The sequence below is a fragment of the Enterobacter sp. C3_dUdeg genome (genome assembly GCF_057536195.1).
Genome location: NZ_BAAKFX010000004.1, coordinates 166,377 through 180,321 on the forward strand (window position 1 = coordinate 166,377; position 13,945 = coordinate 180,321).

The 13,945-nt window shown below is 56.4% G+C and carries 11 protein-coding genes; 5 read left to right on the plus strand and 6 right to left on the minus strand.

The window, feature by feature from the left end; translation table 11 throughout:
- Window positions 1-49: 49 nt before the first annotated feature.
- The 3 genes from AC27FC_RS12850 to clpS all read right to left on the minus strand — a co-directional run bounded on the left by AC27FC_RS12850 (window position 50) and on the right by clpS (window position 3,609).
- On the minus strand, window positions 50-502 hold the full coding sequence (locus AC27FC_RS12850; RefSeq protein ID WP_094935403.1) for a hypothetical protein: 453 nt from the start codon (window positions 500-502) through the stop codon (window positions 50-52).
- A gap of 479 nt (window positions 503-981) precedes the next feature.
- Window positions 982-3,261: an ATP-dependent Clp protease ATP-binding subunit ClpA gene (clpA, locus tag AC27FC_RS12855; RefSeq protein WP_008499992.1), complete on the minus strand. Its 2,280-nt coding sequence runs from the start codon at window positions 3,259-3,261 to the stop codon at window positions 982-984.
- A 27-nt stretch (window positions 3,262-3,288) separates the two neighbouring features.
- Window positions 3,289-3,609, minus strand: coding sequence for an ATP-dependent Clp protease adapter ClpS (clpS, locus tag AC27FC_RS12860; RefSeq protein ID WP_006174393.1), 321 nt, complete (start codon window positions 3,607-3,609; stop codon window positions 3,289-3,291).
- 267 nt (window positions 3,610-3,876) lie between these two features.
- Between clpS and cspD the strand changes: the two genes are divergently transcribed.
- On the plus strand, window positions 3,877-4,098 hold the full coding sequence (cspD, locus tag AC27FC_RS12865; protein ID WP_006809408.1) for a cold shock-like protein CspD: 222 nt from the start codon (window positions 3,877-3,879) through the stop codon (window positions 4,096-4,098).
- Window positions 4,099-4,168: 70 nt separating this feature from the next.
- Here the strand turns inward: cspD and macB are convergent, their stop codons facing one another.
- Together macB and macA are read right to left on the minus strand one after the other, a co-directional pair.
- A complete protein-coding gene (gene macB, locus AC27FC_RS12870; RefSeq protein WP_196354661.1) occupies window positions 4,169-6,109 on the minus strand; it encodes a macrolide ABC transporter ATP-binding protein/permease MacB in 1,941 nt (646 codons plus the stop codon).
- Complete coding sequence (gene macA, locus AC27FC_RS12875) at window positions 6,106-7,221, minus strand: macrolide transporter subunit MacA (protein WP_196354662.1); 1,116 nt, start codon at window positions 7,219-7,221, stop codon at window positions 6,106-6,108. The genes macB and macA overlap by 4 nt, the downstream gene beginning before the upstream one ends.
- A 159-nt stretch (window positions 7,222-7,380) precedes the next feature.
- Here macA and AC27FC_RS12880 point away from each other — a divergent pair, with 159 nt between their 5' ends.
- Window positions 7,381-8,337: a VirK/YbjX family protein gene (locus tag AC27FC_RS12880; protein WP_196354663.1), complete on the plus strand. Its 957-nt coding sequence runs from the start codon at window positions 7,381-7,383 to the stop codon at window positions 8,335-8,337.
- Here the strand turns inward: AC27FC_RS12880 and AC27FC_RS12885 are convergent.
- Window positions 8,334-9,992: an ATP-dependent endonuclease gene (locus tag AC27FC_RS12885; RefSeq protein WP_029739481.1), complete on the minus strand. Its 1,659-nt coding sequence runs from the start codon at window positions 9,990-9,992 to the stop codon at window positions 8,334-8,336. The genes AC27FC_RS12880 and AC27FC_RS12885 overlap by 4 nt on opposite strands.
- A 372-nt stretch (window positions 9,993-10,364) precedes the next feature.
- Between AC27FC_RS12885 and aqpZ the strand changes: the two genes are divergently transcribed.
- From aqpZ to hcp, 3 genes are all read left to right on the plus strand, one after another.
- Window positions 10,365-11,060, plus strand: coding sequence for an aquaporin Z (gene aqpZ / locus AC27FC_RS12890; protein ID WP_033145073.1), 696 nt, complete (start codon window positions 10,365-10,367; stop codon window positions 11,058-11,060).
- A gap of 181 nt (window positions 11,061-11,241) precedes the next feature.
- On the plus strand, window positions 11,242-12,141 hold the full coding sequence (locus tag AC27FC_RS12895) for a LysO family transporter (RefSeq protein ID WP_196354665.1): 900 nt from the start codon (window positions 11,242-11,244) through the stop codon (window positions 12,139-12,141).
- 144 nt (window positions 12,142-12,285) lie between these two features.
- Entirely contained in the window at window positions 12,286-13,938 is a 1,653-nt protein-coding gene (gene hcp / locus AC27FC_RS12900) for a hydroxylamine reductase (protein ID WP_196354666.1), read from the plus strand.
- The last annotated feature ends 7 nt before the right edge of the window (window positions 13,939-13,945 follow it).

The following is a 13,945-nucleotide window of genomic DNA, read 5'->3' on the forward strand; positions in this document are numbered from 1 at the left end:
ATTAATCCATTTGGCGTCAGAGGAACTCCCCCGACGCCTCGGATCGACGTCAGGAAATAATGTGAATTACCGTTTTTGCACTTTGAGGTGCAACGACATCTGCGGCCATCGAATGCGTTATGTCATGCAGCAGTCCCGTCAGGTGCGGCAACATATCGCGGTCAAAATGCGATACCAGCAGTATGTGGTTTAACGCCCGGCAGTAATCACAATGTGCTTCGGTGTCTTCCAGCAACCACTCTTTTTGTCGCGGTTGTTCCGCTTCGTCCTCAAATTCCACCACCTGAAAATCACGCATTGATTCTGTGAGGCCAGCTTTCATTTCTTCCAGATACGCACCCAGGCAGCGGCAGACGGGCTGCGTTTGTGGGAGTGATGTGCAGTCGAGGAGGATTTCAGTGAGCAGTTTGCAGCGCTCTGCAAGGGTTGGGAGATCGGGGTTGAGGGAGAGTTCGCTATAAAGCTGGGAGATAGACTGGTTTTTCATAATCATAATTTCCATATTAGATGCTGAAAACTACCACCAGAAACGCCAACTTCGGGTGGCAGACTGAACCGGTTTGGCGTACCGACCATATGGAAAATCGGCGCTTCAAAAGAAGCCCCGGTTCAGCCCACCATATTTGAAGGTACGGATTATACCGCAGCTAACAAAAGAGTGAACGAAACCAGTGACATTGCTGTGAGCAACATCTTTCCATATGTGTGTAATCAGGACGCCAATCCTGACACCTGATTTTGCAGGTGCGCCGCCATTTTATTACTGTGGATTTATCCAGCAACTGACTTCGAAAGAAACTGGAAAGCGCCTCGCAAAATTCCTCTGCGGCCTGATGCCCTCACCCCAACCCTCTCCCACAGGGAGAGGGAGAGGGAGAGGGAGAAAACACTAAAAACGACAACACTGTTGTCGTTTTGCTTTTACCTTGGCAGGCATAAAAAAACCGGGCAAATGCCCGGTTTTTTACATTAACGTTTAACTCAGTGAGCCGCTTCCGGCTTGTGCTTCGCCGCACTCTGGAAATCGTACGTCAGTTCGTTCTTCGCCTGGTCCAGCGCCACGGTCACCTGACCGCCGTCCACCAGCGAGCCAAACAGCAGCTCGTTCGCCAGCGGTTTCTTCAGGTTGTCCTGAATCACGCGCGCCATCGGACGGGCACCCATCGCACGGTCGTAGCCTTTCTCGGCCAGCCAGTTGCGGGCCTCCTGGCTCACTTCCAGCGACACGCCTTTCTGATCCAGCTGAACCTGCAGCTCGACGATGAACTTGTCCACAACCTGATGGATCACCTCGGTAGACAGGTGATCGAACCAGATAATGTTGTCCAGACGGTTACGGAACTCCGGCGTGAAGATCTTCTTGATCTCCTCCATCGCATCGGTGCTGTTATCCTGGTGGATCAGGCCAATGGATTTACGCTCGGTTTCACGCACCCCGGCGTTGGTGGTCATCACCAGCACCACGTTGCGGAAGTCCGCCTTGCGCCCGTTGTTGTCGGTCAGCGTCCCATTGTCCATCACCTGCAGCAGGATGTTGAACACGTCCGGGTGCGCTTTCTCGATTTCATCGAGCAGCAGTACCGCGTGCGGATGCTTGATCACCGCGTCGGTGAGCAGGCCGCCCTGGTCAAAGCCCACGTAGCCCGGAGGCGCACCAATCAAACGGCTGACGGTGTGACGCTCCATATACTCGGACATATCAAAGCGCAGCAGCTCAATGCCCAGCGCTTTGGAGAGCTGAACCGTCACCTCGGTTTTCCCTACGCCGGTCGGGCCAGCGAACAGGAAGGAACCGACAGGCTTGTGGTCATGCCCCAGCCCGGCGCGGGCCATCTTGATCGCTTCGGTTAAGGCCTCAATGGCTTTATCCTGACCAAAGACCAGCATTTTCAGGCGATTGCCGAGGGTGCGCAGCGTGTCGCGGTCGCTCTGAGAAACGCTCTTCTCAGGGATACGCGCGATGCGGGCCACCACGGACTCAATATCCGCCACGTTGACGGTTTTCTTACGCTTGCTGGCCGGCATCAGGCGCGCACGCGCCCCTGCCTCATCAATCACGTCAATCGCCTTATCCGGCAGATGACGGTCGTTGATATATTTCACCGCCAGCTCCACCGCCGCACGTACCGCTTTCGCGGTGTAACGCACGTCGTGGTGCGCTTCGTACTTCGGCTTCAGGCCGTTGATGATCTGCACCGTTTCCTCGACGGACGGCTCGGTCACGTCGATTTTCTGGAAGCGACGCGCCAGCGCACGGTCTTTCTCAAAGATGTTGCTGAACTCCTGGTAGGTCGTGGAGCCAATCACGCGGATCTTGCCGCTGGAGAGCAGCGGTTTGATCAGGTTCGCGGCATCCACCTGGCCACCGGAGGCCGCACCTGCGCCGATGATGGTGTGGATCTCATCGATAAACAGGATGCTGTTGGTGTCCTGCTCCAGCTGTTTCAACAGCGCCTTGAAGCGTTTTTCAAAATCACCGCGGTATTTGGTGCCCGCCAGCAGCGAGCCGATATCCAGCGAGTAGATGGTGCAGTCGGCAATCACTTCCGGCACGTCGCCCTGCACGATGCGCCAGGCAAGCCCTTCGGCAATCGCGGTTTTACCCACGCCTGACTCACCCACCAGCAGCGGGTTGTTCTTGCGGCGACGGCACAGCACCTGGATCGCGCGCTCCAGCTCTTTATCGCGACCAATCAGCGGGTCGATACCGCCAACGCGAGCAAGCTGGTTAAGATTGGTGGTGAAGTTTTCCATACGATCCTCCCCGCCTGCTTGCTCTTCATTGTTATTGACCTGATTGCTGGAATCCGATGCCTGGTTAGGCTCGTCTTTGCGCGTTCCGTGAGAAATAAAGTTAACCACGTCGAGGCGGCTGACTTCGTGTTTGCGCAGCAGGTAGGCAGCCTGTGACTCCTGCTCGCTGAAGATGGCGACTAAGACGTTTGCGCCAGTCACTTCGCTACGCCCGGAAGACTGGACGTGGAATACCGCGCGCTGCAGCACGCGCTGGAAGCTGAGCGTCGGCTGCGTGTCGCGCTCTTCTTCACTGGCTGGCAGCACCGGTGTGGTTTGTTCGATGAAGGCTTCGAGTTCCTGACGTAGCGCCACCAGATCCACGGAGCAGGCTTCCAGCGCTTCGCGGGCAGATGGGTTGCTAAGCAGTGCGAGCAGTAAATGCTCGACGGTCATAAACTCATGTCGGTGCTCACGCGCTCTGGCGAAAGCCATGTTTAAACTGAGTTCCAGTTCTTGATTGAGCATAGGCACCTCCCCCAATTTTATGCCTTATCAGGCCTTTTCCAGCGTACACAGCAACGGATGCTCGTTCTCCCTCGCATAGTCGTTCACCATCGCCACTTTGGTTTCCGCCACTTCGGCTGTGAAGATGCCGCAGATAGCTTTGCCACGATAATGAACGGTAAGCATCAGTTGCGTTGCACGTTCTACATCATAAGAAAAGAACTTTTGTAGCACGTCAATAACAAATTCCATCGGCGTGTAATCATCGTTCATTAACATAACTTTATACATAGATGGCGGTTTTAGCGCGTCGCGCACTTTGTCTTCCGCCAGCTGGTCGAAATCCAGCCAATCGTTGGTCTTACCCATTATGCATAACCACTTTGAATCTACCTCAGATGTTAGATAACAATCATCTATTACTGTCATCCGCGATGTCTGTCACAAACTGTTGCAATAGCGTTAACTGCTTCAAACTTTGGTTGATTATTGTCCCATCTCCAGCGCCAAACGCTTGACGACTTCTTTCGTTTCTCTAAATTGTACAAGCGTGAGATGGCGAGGTTTTGAACAGCCCCCACTCCACCACCGGTTCATTCCATCTTAACTTATAAGATTTACGAAGGATGTCGAAGCATGGAAATGGGTACTGTTAAGTGGTTCAACAACGCCAAAGGGTTTGGCTTCATCTGCCCCGAAGGCGGCGGCGAGGATATCTTCGCTCACTATTCCACCATTCAGATGGATGGTTACAGAACGCTCAAAGCCGGGCAGTCCGTCCGGTTCGATGTACATCAGGGACCAAAAGGCAATCATGCCAGCCTAATCGTACCCGTTGAAGCAGAGACGGTTGCATAGCTCTCTGTTTTATTGTGTACATCCCGCAGTCAAAATGCCAGCCCGATCGGCTGGCATTTTTATTTTCGGGTTATTCCCGAGCCAGCGCGTCCACCGGATCCAGCCGCGCCGCGTTGCGGGCGGGCAACCAGCCAAACAAAATGCCGGTAAAGGTCGAACACAAAAATGCGGTAATAATGGCAACCGGCGAGAAGCCAATCTCCCAGCCGGGTAAAAAGAGCTGAAGCGCAAACGCGATCATCATCGAGAGCGCAATACCCATCGCCCCGCCAACCAGACACACCAGCACCGCTTCAATCAAAAACTGCTGCAGCACGTCGCTGGCCCGGGCGCCGACCGCCATGCGAATGCCGATCTCCCGGGTACGTTCGGTTACCGACACCAGCATGATATTCATCACCCCGATGCCGCCGACGACCAGCGAAATCACCGCCACCAGCGTGAGGAACAGCTGAAGAGTACGTGTGGTCTTTTCCGCCGTTTTCAAGAGGCCGTCCATATTCCAGGTGAAGAAATCTTTCTTCCCGTGGCGCAGGGTTAACAGCCGTTCAAGCTGCTGTTCGGCCAGCGCGCTGTCGTAGCCCTCCTTCACGCGTACGGTGATGGAGTTGAGCCATGACTGCCCAATAATCCGCCCTGAGATGGTGGTGTAGGGCAGCCAGACGCGCAGGATCTTACTGCTGCCAAACATCGACTGCTTCTCTTCCGCCACGCCGATGACAGTGGCAGGCATGTTGCCGACCAGAATCACTTCGCCCACCACGTTGGCTTTATTGGGGAAAAGCTGCCTGCGCGAGTTCGCGTCCAGCACCACCACCTGCGCCCTGCCCGCCAGCTGCTCGGCGTTGAAGGTGGCGCCTTCGCTGAAGGTCATGCCGTAGACGTTGAAGTAGTCTCCGCTGACGCCGTTAGCGCTGGCGGCCACGTCAACGTTGCCCACGCGCAGACGCAGGTTCTGCGAAACCGCAGGCGTGGCGGAGTTCACCCACGGCTGCTTCTGAATCGCCGCCAGATCGTCGTATTTCAGCGCCTGCTGATACTGCGGCTCGTCGTCGCCAAAGTCTTTGCCGGGATAGACGTCAATGGTATTGGTGCCGATGGCGCGAATATCGGCCAGCACCAGCTGCTTCGCCGCGTCGCCCACCACCACGATCGATACCACCGAGGCGATACCGATAATGATGCCGAGCATCGTCAACAGGGTACGCATTTTATTGGCCGCCATCGCCAGCCAGGCCATGGTCAGCGCTTCTCGAAAGCCGCTGGAGAACTGCCCCCAGCCGGTTGATGCCGGCAGCGCTTCTTTCGGCGCCGCTGCCCTGGACTCACGCGGCGGCGGATTGCTGACCAGCTCGCCGTCGTGGATCTCAATAATGCGTTCCGCCTGCGCCGCCACCTGCGGATCGTGGGTAACAATGATGACAGTGTGGCCCTGATCGCGAAGCTGATGGAGGATTGCCATCACCTCTTCGCCGGAATGGCTGTCTAACGCCCCGGTCGGTTCATCCGCGAGGATCACCTGCCCGCCGTTCATCAGCGCACGGGCAATACTCACGCGCTGCTGCTGGCCGCCGGACAGCTGCGAGGGCTGGTACTCCACCCGCTCCGCCAGCCCCAGACGCGTCAGCAGCATCTGAGCGCGCTCAAGTCGCTTTTTCCGCTCGACGCCCGCATACACCGCAGGCACTTCCACGTTCTGCGCCGCATTCAGGTGAGAAAGCAAATGGTAACGCTGGAAGATAAAGCCGAAATGTTCCCGACGCAGCTTCGCCAGCGCGTCGCCGTCCAGCGTGGAGACATCCGTCCCGGCCACGCGATAGGTACCGCTGGTCGGTTTATCCAGACAGCCGAGAATGTTCATCAGCGTCGATTTACCGGAACCCGATGCCCCGACAATCGCCACCATCTCGCCCGCTTCCACGCGCAGGGAGATGCCCTTCAGCACCTCCACCGGACCGTCGCCTGACGGATAGCTGCGACGAATGTTATTCAGCTCAAGCAGCGCCGTCATTTAGCGGCTCCGGGCAGGCTTTCGCTGACAACAACCTCCTCGCCCTCTTCCAGACCTTTCACCACCACCACGTCGGTGTCGTTGCGCGCGCCGATCACGACCTCGCGCTCGCGCGTTTCGCCGTTGCGCAGCACTTTCACTTTATAACGGCTCTCCCCGGCGGACTCGCCGAGCGCAGAGAGCGGAATGGTCAGCACGTTCTTCACGCCGGTCAGCTGGATATGCACCTGTGCGGTCATGTCCAGACGCAGCACGCCCTGCGGGTTTGGCACCTCAAAGCGGGCATAGTAGAAGATAGCGTCGTTAACTTTTTCCGGCGTCGGCAGAATGTCTTTCAGCACGCCTTCGTAGCGCGTCTGCGGGTCGCCAAGCACCGTAAACCAGGCGTTCTGCCCCGGCTTAAGATGGATCACATCCGCCTCTGAAACCTGGGCTTTGACCAGCATGGTGCTCATGTCCGCCAGCGTCAGAATGTTCGGCGCCTGCTGCGCGGCAATCACCGTCTGGCCCTGCAGCGTGGTGATCTGGGTGACTTCGCCCGCCATCGGCGCGACGATTTTGGTGTAGTCGAGGTTAGTTTTTGCCGTATCCAGCGAGGCCTGGTTGCGTTTGATCTGCGCGTCAATCGTGCCAATTTGCGCCTGTTTGACCGCCAGTTCTGTGGTGGCAGTATCTAAATCCTGTTTTGAAATAGCCTGGGTTTTGGCCAGCGCCTGCTGACGGGTCAGCGTTACCTGAGCCAGGTTACGTTCTGCCAGCGCCTGCGCACGCTGCGCGCGCAGCTCCATCAGCGTGGCTTCCACCTCGCGGATCTGGTTCTCAGCCTGCTCAGGATCGATAACGCCGAGCAGCTGGCCTTTTTTCACCTTGTCGCCAATCTCAACCGACAGCGTTTTCAGCTGGCCGCTGACCTGAGCGCCGACGTCAACCTTGCGCAGCGCGTCAAGCTTGCCCGTCGCGAGGACGTTTTGCTGCAGTTCGCCCGGGCGAACAATCAGTGTCTGATACTGCGGCACCGGCGCATTCAGCACCTGCCATAGCCAGTACCCACCGGCTAAAATCACGACCGCCAGCAGCAGAAACAGCGTTCTGCGTTTTCCCTTGAGGTTCATAAATATTCCAAATAAATGTTCTGGCAATTATAAATGTTGATTCTATCTAAACGACTCCTCAACGAAACCCCTGTTCTCCGAAATCGTCCTAATTTGTTTACGAGACGTTGACATTTCCCCTGTTGAAATAGCGATATTCCAAAAGGATCAGGATCTACCATGTCTTCTATCGTCGATACATCACTTTCAAACCTGCCGCAGCCAAAAACCGGCTGGCAGCTCTTCAAAAACCTGGCTTTTGGTGAGATCGCACCCGGGCTGGCATGGGAAAAAACCGCCTATCGACGCAAGTTCATGCTGCGTTCACTGGCGACACCGCTCAGCACCGCTCGCCTGCTGTCTGATCTTGCGAAACATCCGCACCTTATGCAAATGCTCCAGGTTCAGCCGGGGCTGCCGTGTCGCCTTCATCGTCCGTGGCTGACGGTCAATATGGATCGACAGCGTGCGCTGGAATCGCTGTCCTGGCACTATCAGATGATGTGTCGCCAGCTGCCGGCAACGCTGACAAAGGGTTACCTTTCAAAACAGGGGGTGATCCTGCTGACCTTAACCGGAAAAGATGAACAGCAATTTACCGTCCGCCTGTGTGCCGACGCGTTTATGGATAAAGAGGGAGAAGCTACCCTCGTTTTCTGTGACAGTCAAAATACGGCGCTGGCGGAGATGACCTTTACGCTATGCCAGTTTGAGGGAAAATCGACGCTGTTCATTGGCGGTTTGCAGGGCGCAAAAGCGCATGTTCCCCACGAGCTGATCCAGGGTGCGACGAAAGCCTGCCACGGTCTGTTCCCGAAACGTCTGCTGGTCGAGGCCGCAATGACGCTCGGCGCCGCGTTCCCGGTAGAGCAAATAGTCGCCGTCAGTAACGATACCCACATTTATCGCAGCTGGCGCTACCGTAAGAAAAAAGAGGGCAAACTGCTGGCCGATTACGACAGTTTCTGGCTCTCCATCGGCGGTGAAAAGCAGGACAACGGTAACTTTATGCTGCCGCTCGTCATGCCGCGTAAACCGATGGAAGAGATCGCCAGCAAAAAACGTTCCGAATATCGCCGCCGCTACGAGCTGCTGGATAGCCTGATTCAGCAGGTGAAACAGGCTACACAGCGCTAATCCGCTTTCCCGCGTGCCAGCCACAGCACGCGGGAGAACATCTTCCGCAGCAGGGTCGGTACCGCCTCCACGCCCCGCCTCCCCGCTTCCGTCGCCACTTCAATGGCTAAATCCGGTTTTGACGAACGGTGAATGGCTTTGGCGATCACCCGCCGCATGTTCATCGGGACATCGACCGGCACCATGGCAATTCGGTGAAAGACGTCGTCGAACCCCTGGCGATACATAAAGTGTTCCATGTCCATCGCGGGCAGCATGGTTAAATGGTCGCGCTCTTCCTCGCGCTCGTTATTCAGCAGGCTCCGCACGGTCGAGGCATATTTTTTGCCCGCCTCATCACCGTCTACCAGCACGTGCCACTCGATCCCCATCCGGCGGGCAAATTTTATCAGCGGCTTTAATCCCGACTGGGCGAATTCGATCACCTTAATGCCTTCCGCATCAAAATGGTGGCCACACTGGCGCGCCAGTTCGTTGATGACCCAGGTTTCCGTCTCCCCCTCCACCAGCAGCCAGCAGCGGGCAAAGAGCGACGACGCCCGGTTAAAGCGAATATGAAACGCGATGCGCCGCCCGTCTTCCGCGTTCAAACCGCCCGGCCCAAGCCGAAAAGCGGAGACGCGGGAGGATTCACGCACCAGGCGACAGACGTGTTCTACCGGCGTCAGCGATAATAATTCCCCGGAATTAGTGGTCGTGATGCGCTGGAGCGGCAGCAGGTTCAGCAGATGCCATGCCACGGAGAGCATGATGGGATGCAGGCGCGTTTCCGGGTCTTCCACCAGCAGCAGCGGCCGGGCGTCCCGGTCCAGACGAACGGTGCCTTTGGCCTGCAGAAGCGTTGAAAACAGCCCCAGCAGAATCACCCGATGGGTGCGACCGCCGGGCCGGTCGATCATCCGGTTAATGATGTCGAGGTAACGCCAGCTTCGCTGCTCATCATGAGAGCGGCGGCGCATCAGACGGTGGCGCGATTCCGACGTGCCCTGCTCGGAAAAATAGTGCTCAAGGAGTTGCACCATTGCGGACAATCCCTGACGAATTTGGCCATCGGTCAGATTCTGCGGACGCGACACCAGCTCTCTGGCCAGAAAATCCAGCTCGCGGGCGGTGACTTCCACTTCCGGCATATTGGGTACGGTACCGTTACGAATACGCCGCATAAAGCGCGCATCGCGCAGGCGTAACACCGGCGTCAGGCGGATCAGGTGGCGGGCCAGGTCGTCGATATTGTCCAGCGGGATCGGGTTGGCTTTCTCATCGAGAAAATCACGCAGGGTGAGTACCCCCTCGTTCTCCGCCATCTCGCCTTCCAGCCGATAGAAAATCCGGTGGAAACCGTCATCGCACGGCACCCAGCAGGGTGACAGCGGGCGGAAGCGACGCACGCGGTGACGTCCGGGTTCGGATTCGCGGAACGTCAGGATGATATGCAGGTGCTTCTCGCGCCCCGTCACGTCGCCGGGCGGGAACCAGAAATCGTCGCGGACGAAGTGATACAGATCGTCCTCGGGCGAAAGCAGTAGCGTCAATGCATCCAGCAGGCTGGACTTACCCCACGCGTTCTCGCCGATCAGGACGTTGTTCTGCTCCAGCTGCAGCGACAGGCGGTTAATACCGCGAAACCCGACAATTTCCACACGTTCGAGAAGCATAAATCCCCCGCGATATGATCACTTTTTCCTTCAAGTTATCAGCAGTATAGCGGGATGCAGACGGGCTTGACACTGCAATCCGCCTCCATAACCTGGCGGAAGCACGAAAAATTCAGAATTTATCCATTAGGTTTCATTTGAAATAACCAACATCTCGCAAGATACTACCGCCCGCAAATTGGACTATGCTCTATTTACCTCCAGTTTGAACAAGGATTGACATCACATTGCCTTAAATCAAATTAATCGAATTTATTTAAGTGGCGAAGGGGTGTTGTTGGTTTTTAAAATACGGGCTCTTTGAGTCGTCATCCCTTTATGGCGATATATCCCGCACGCGGGAATGCGTGCGGATAATTATTTGAGGTGGTTATGTTTAGAAAATTGGCAGCAGAATGCTTTGGTACATTCTGGCTGGTATTTGGTGGCTGCGGTAGCGCCGTTCTGGCAGCAGCATTCCCGGAATTAGGTATCGGTTTTGTCGGCGTTGCGCTGGCTTTTGGTTTAACCGTATTAACCATGGCGTTTGCCGTGGGACATATTTCCGGCGGTCATTTTAACCCGGCAGTGACGTTAGGTTTATGGGCGGGCGGCCGTTTCCCGGCGAAAGACGTGATTGGCTATATCGTGGCGCAGGTGGTTGGCGGTATTATCGCGGCGGGCGTTCTGTACGTGATTGCCAGCGGTAAAGCCGGCTTCGACGCGGCGGCCAGCGGCTTTGCCTCTAACGGCTTTGGCGAACACTCTCCGGGCGGCTACTCCATGCTGTCTGCCATTGTGATTGAAATCGTGCTGACCGCAGGCTTCCTGCTGGTGATCCACGGCGCAACGGACAAACACGCCCCAGCCGGTTTTGCCCCGATTGCCATTGGTCTGGCGCTGACGCTTATCCACCTGATTTCTATTCCGGTCACCAACACCTCCGTTAACCCGGCACGCAGTACCGCCGTCGCCATCTTCCAGGGCGGCTGGGCGCTTGAGCAGCTGTGGCTGTTCTGGGTGATGCCAGTTATCGGCGGTATCCTGGGTGGCGTGCTGTATCGCACCCTGCTGGAAAAACGCGATTAATCTTTCCTCCCTCTCCCCGTGGGAGAGCTCCGGGGTGAGGGCTTCAGGCCGCACACCCCACGCAGACACAAGCCGGGTAAAGCGTAGCCGCCGCCCGGCTTTCTTTTGCCGCTTTACTGAACAGCCTTTATTGGGTAGTGTCACTGGCGCTTAACCGATACTCAAAAAGGACCGGCTGTTCATGTTTTCAGGACTCCTCATCATTTTGCTGCCCTTGATCGTGGGCTATCTTATTCCGCTGCATCGTGAATCCGCATTAAGGCTCATTAATCGATTCCTGAGCTGGATTGTCTACGTTATTCTTTTCTTTATGGGGATTAGCCTGGCATTTCTGGACAACTTATCGGCGAATTTACTCTCCATCCTCCATTATTCTGTCGTCACCGTAGTGGTTATTTTGCTGTGCAATATTGCCGCGCTGCTGTGGCTGGAACGCACTATTCCATGGAAAAATCACCATCATCAGGAAAAACTCCCTTCACGAATTGCAATGGCGCTTGAATCATTAAAATTATGCGGCGTCGTGGTGCTCGGTTTTCTTCTTGGGCTGACCGGTTGGGCATTTTTACAGCACGCGACTGAGGCCAGTGAATATACGCTGATCTTCCTGCTGTTCCTGATCGGTATTCAGCTGCGAAATAATGGCATGACGCTGAAACAAATTGTCCTCAACCGTCGGGGAATGATGGTTGCGGTTATGGTTGTTGCCAGTTCAATGGTGGCGGGCGTCATCAACGCCTTTATTCTCGATCTGCCGCTGAAAACCGGCCTGGCGATGGCGTCCGGTTTTGGCTGGTATTCGCTCTCCGGTATTCTGCTGACCGAATCATTCGGACCGGTGATCGGCAGCGCCGCCTTCTTTAACGATCTGGCGCGCGAGCTGATTGCCATCATGCTGATCCCAGGCCTGGTTCGCCGCAGTCGTTCTACCGCGCTGGGCCTGTGCGGCGCGACGTCGATGGACTTTACCCTGCCGGTACTCCAGCGCTCCGGAGGGCTGGAGATGGTGCCCGCGGCTATCGTGCACGGCTTTATTTTAAGCCTGCTGGTTCCGGTCCTGATGGCCTTCTTCTCTGCCTGATACTTCTTTGGCGGTAGGTTTCCTGCCGCCAAAATTGCGCTAAATCAATCTCCCTCTATTTTGTAGCAGAAAGCCCTTTTCTCCGTTCTGGCACAGGCATAACCTTAAACATGTATATTAAATATAACTTTAACAGGTGTGATAATGTTTTGTGTGCAATGTGAACAAACCATCCGTACCCCGGCAGGCAATGGCTGCTCTTACGCACAGGGTATGTGCGGCAAAACCGCAGAAACATCTGACCTGCAGGACCTGCTGATTGCGGCTCTGCAAGGCCTTTCCGCATGGGCGTTCAAAGCCCGCGAATACGGCATTGTCGACCACTACGTCGACAGCTTCGCTCCACGCGCGTTTTTCTCCACGCTGACCAACGTTAACTTCGACTCTCCGCGCATTGTCGGCTACGCCCGCGAAGCAATTGCCCTGCGTGAGGCGCTGAAAGCACAGTGCCTGAAGTCGGATGCCGGCGCTCGCGTGGAAAACCCGATGTCAGAACTGCAGCTGGTCAGCGACGATTTGGGCGACCTCCAGCGTCAGGCGGCAGAATTCACCCCGAATAAAGACAAAGCGGCGATTGGCGAGAATATTCTCGGCCTGCGCCTGCTGTGCCTGTACGGCCTGAAAGGCGCTGCGGCCTATATGGAGCACGCGCACGTTCTGGGTCAGTACGACAATGAGATTTATGCCCAGTACCACAAAATCATGGCGTGGCTGGGCACCTGGCCTGCCGATATGAACGCCCTGCTTGAATGCTCAATGGAAATCGGCCAGATGAACTTCCGCGTGATGAGCATTCTGGATGCCGGTGAAACCAGCACCTACGGCCACCCGACGCCGACGCAGGTCAACGTCAAGGCAACCGAAGGCAAGTGCATTCTGATTTCCGGTCACGACCTGAAAGATCTCTACAACCTGCTGAAGCAAACCGAAGGCACCGGCGTTAACGTTTATACCCACGGCGAAATGCTGCCGGCGCACGGCTACCCGGAGCTGCGTAAATTTAAGCATCTCATCGGTAACTACGGCAGCGGCTGGCAGAACCAGCAGGTGGAGTTCGCCCGCTTCCCTGGCCCTATCGTGATGACCTCTAACTGCATCATCGACCCTACCGTCGGCGCGTATGATGACCGCATCTGGACCCGCAGCATCGTCGGCTGGCCGGGCGTGAGCCATCTTGAAGGTGACGATTTCGGTCCGGTTATCGCCCAGGCGCAGCAGATGGTGGGCTTCCCGTACAGCGAAATCCCGCACCTCATTACCGTCGGCTTCGGTCGTGAAACCCTGCTGGGTGCCGCTGATTCGCTGATCGATCTCGTCAGCCGTGAAAAGCTGCGCCACATCTTCCTCGTCGGCGGCTGCGACGGCGCGCGCGGCGAGCGTAACTACTTCACCGATTTCGCCACCAGCGTGCCGGAAGACTGCCTGATCCTGACCCTGGCGTGCGGCAAATACCGTTTCAACAAGCTGGACTTCGGCGACATCGAAGGTCTGCCGCGCCTGATCGATGCGGGCCAGTGTAACGATGCTTACTCGGCCATCATTCTGGCGGTCACCCTGGCGGAGAAACTGGGCTGCGGCGTGAACGACCTGCCGCTGTCGCTGGTGCTGTCATGGTTCGAGCAGAAAGCGATTGTCATCCTCCTGACCCTGCTCTCTCTCGGCGTCACCAACATCGTGACCGGCCCGACCGCGCCTGGCTTCCTGACGCCAGACCTGCTGGCGGTGCTGAACGAGAAATTCGGCCTGCGTTCCGTGACCAACGTTGAAGATGATATGAAACAGCTGCTGAGCGCGTAAGGAGTAA

Coding starts and splice junctions, on each gene's coding strand:
- AC27FC_RS12885 (WP_029739481.1), bottom strand. CDS start 9,992: ATGCTTCTCGAACGTGTGGAAATTGTCGGGTTTCGCGGTATTAACCGC.
- clpS (WP_006174393.1), bottom strand. CDS start 3,609: ATGGGTAAGACCAACGATTGGCTGGATTTCGACCAGCTGGCGGAAGAC.
- cspD (WP_006809408.1), top strand. CDS start 3,877: ATGGAAATGGGTACTGTTAAGTGGTTCAACAACGCCAAAGGGTTTGGC.
- clpA (WP_008499992.1), bottom strand. CDS start 3,261: ATGCTCAATCAAGAACTGGAACTCAGTTTAAACATGGCTTTCGCCAGA.
- macA (WP_196354662.1), bottom strand. CDS start 7,221: ATGAACCTCAAGGGAAAACGCAGAACGCTGTTTCTGCTGCTGGCGGTC.
- hcp (WP_196354666.1), top strand. CDS start 12,286: ATGTTTTGTGTGCAATGTGAACAAACCATCCGTACCCCGGCAGGCAAT.
- AC27FC_RS12850 (WP_094935403.1), bottom strand. CDS start 502: ATGGAAATTATGATTATGAAAAACCAGTCTATCTCCCAGCTTTATAGC.
- AC27FC_RS12895 (WP_196354665.1), top strand. CDS start 11,242: ATGTTTTCAGGACTCCTCATCATTTTGCTGCCCTTGATCGTGGGCTAT.
- aqpZ (WP_033145073.1), top strand. CDS start 10,365: ATGTTTAGAAAATTGGCAGCAGAATGCTTTGGTACATTCTGGCTGGTA.
- AC27FC_RS12880 (WP_196354663.1), top strand. CDS start 7,381: ATGTCTTCTATCGTCGATACATCACTTTCAAACCTGCCGCAGCCAAAA.
- macB (WP_196354661.1), bottom strand. CDS start 6,109: ATGACGGCGCTGCTTGAGCTGAATAACATTCGTCGCAGCTATCCGTCA.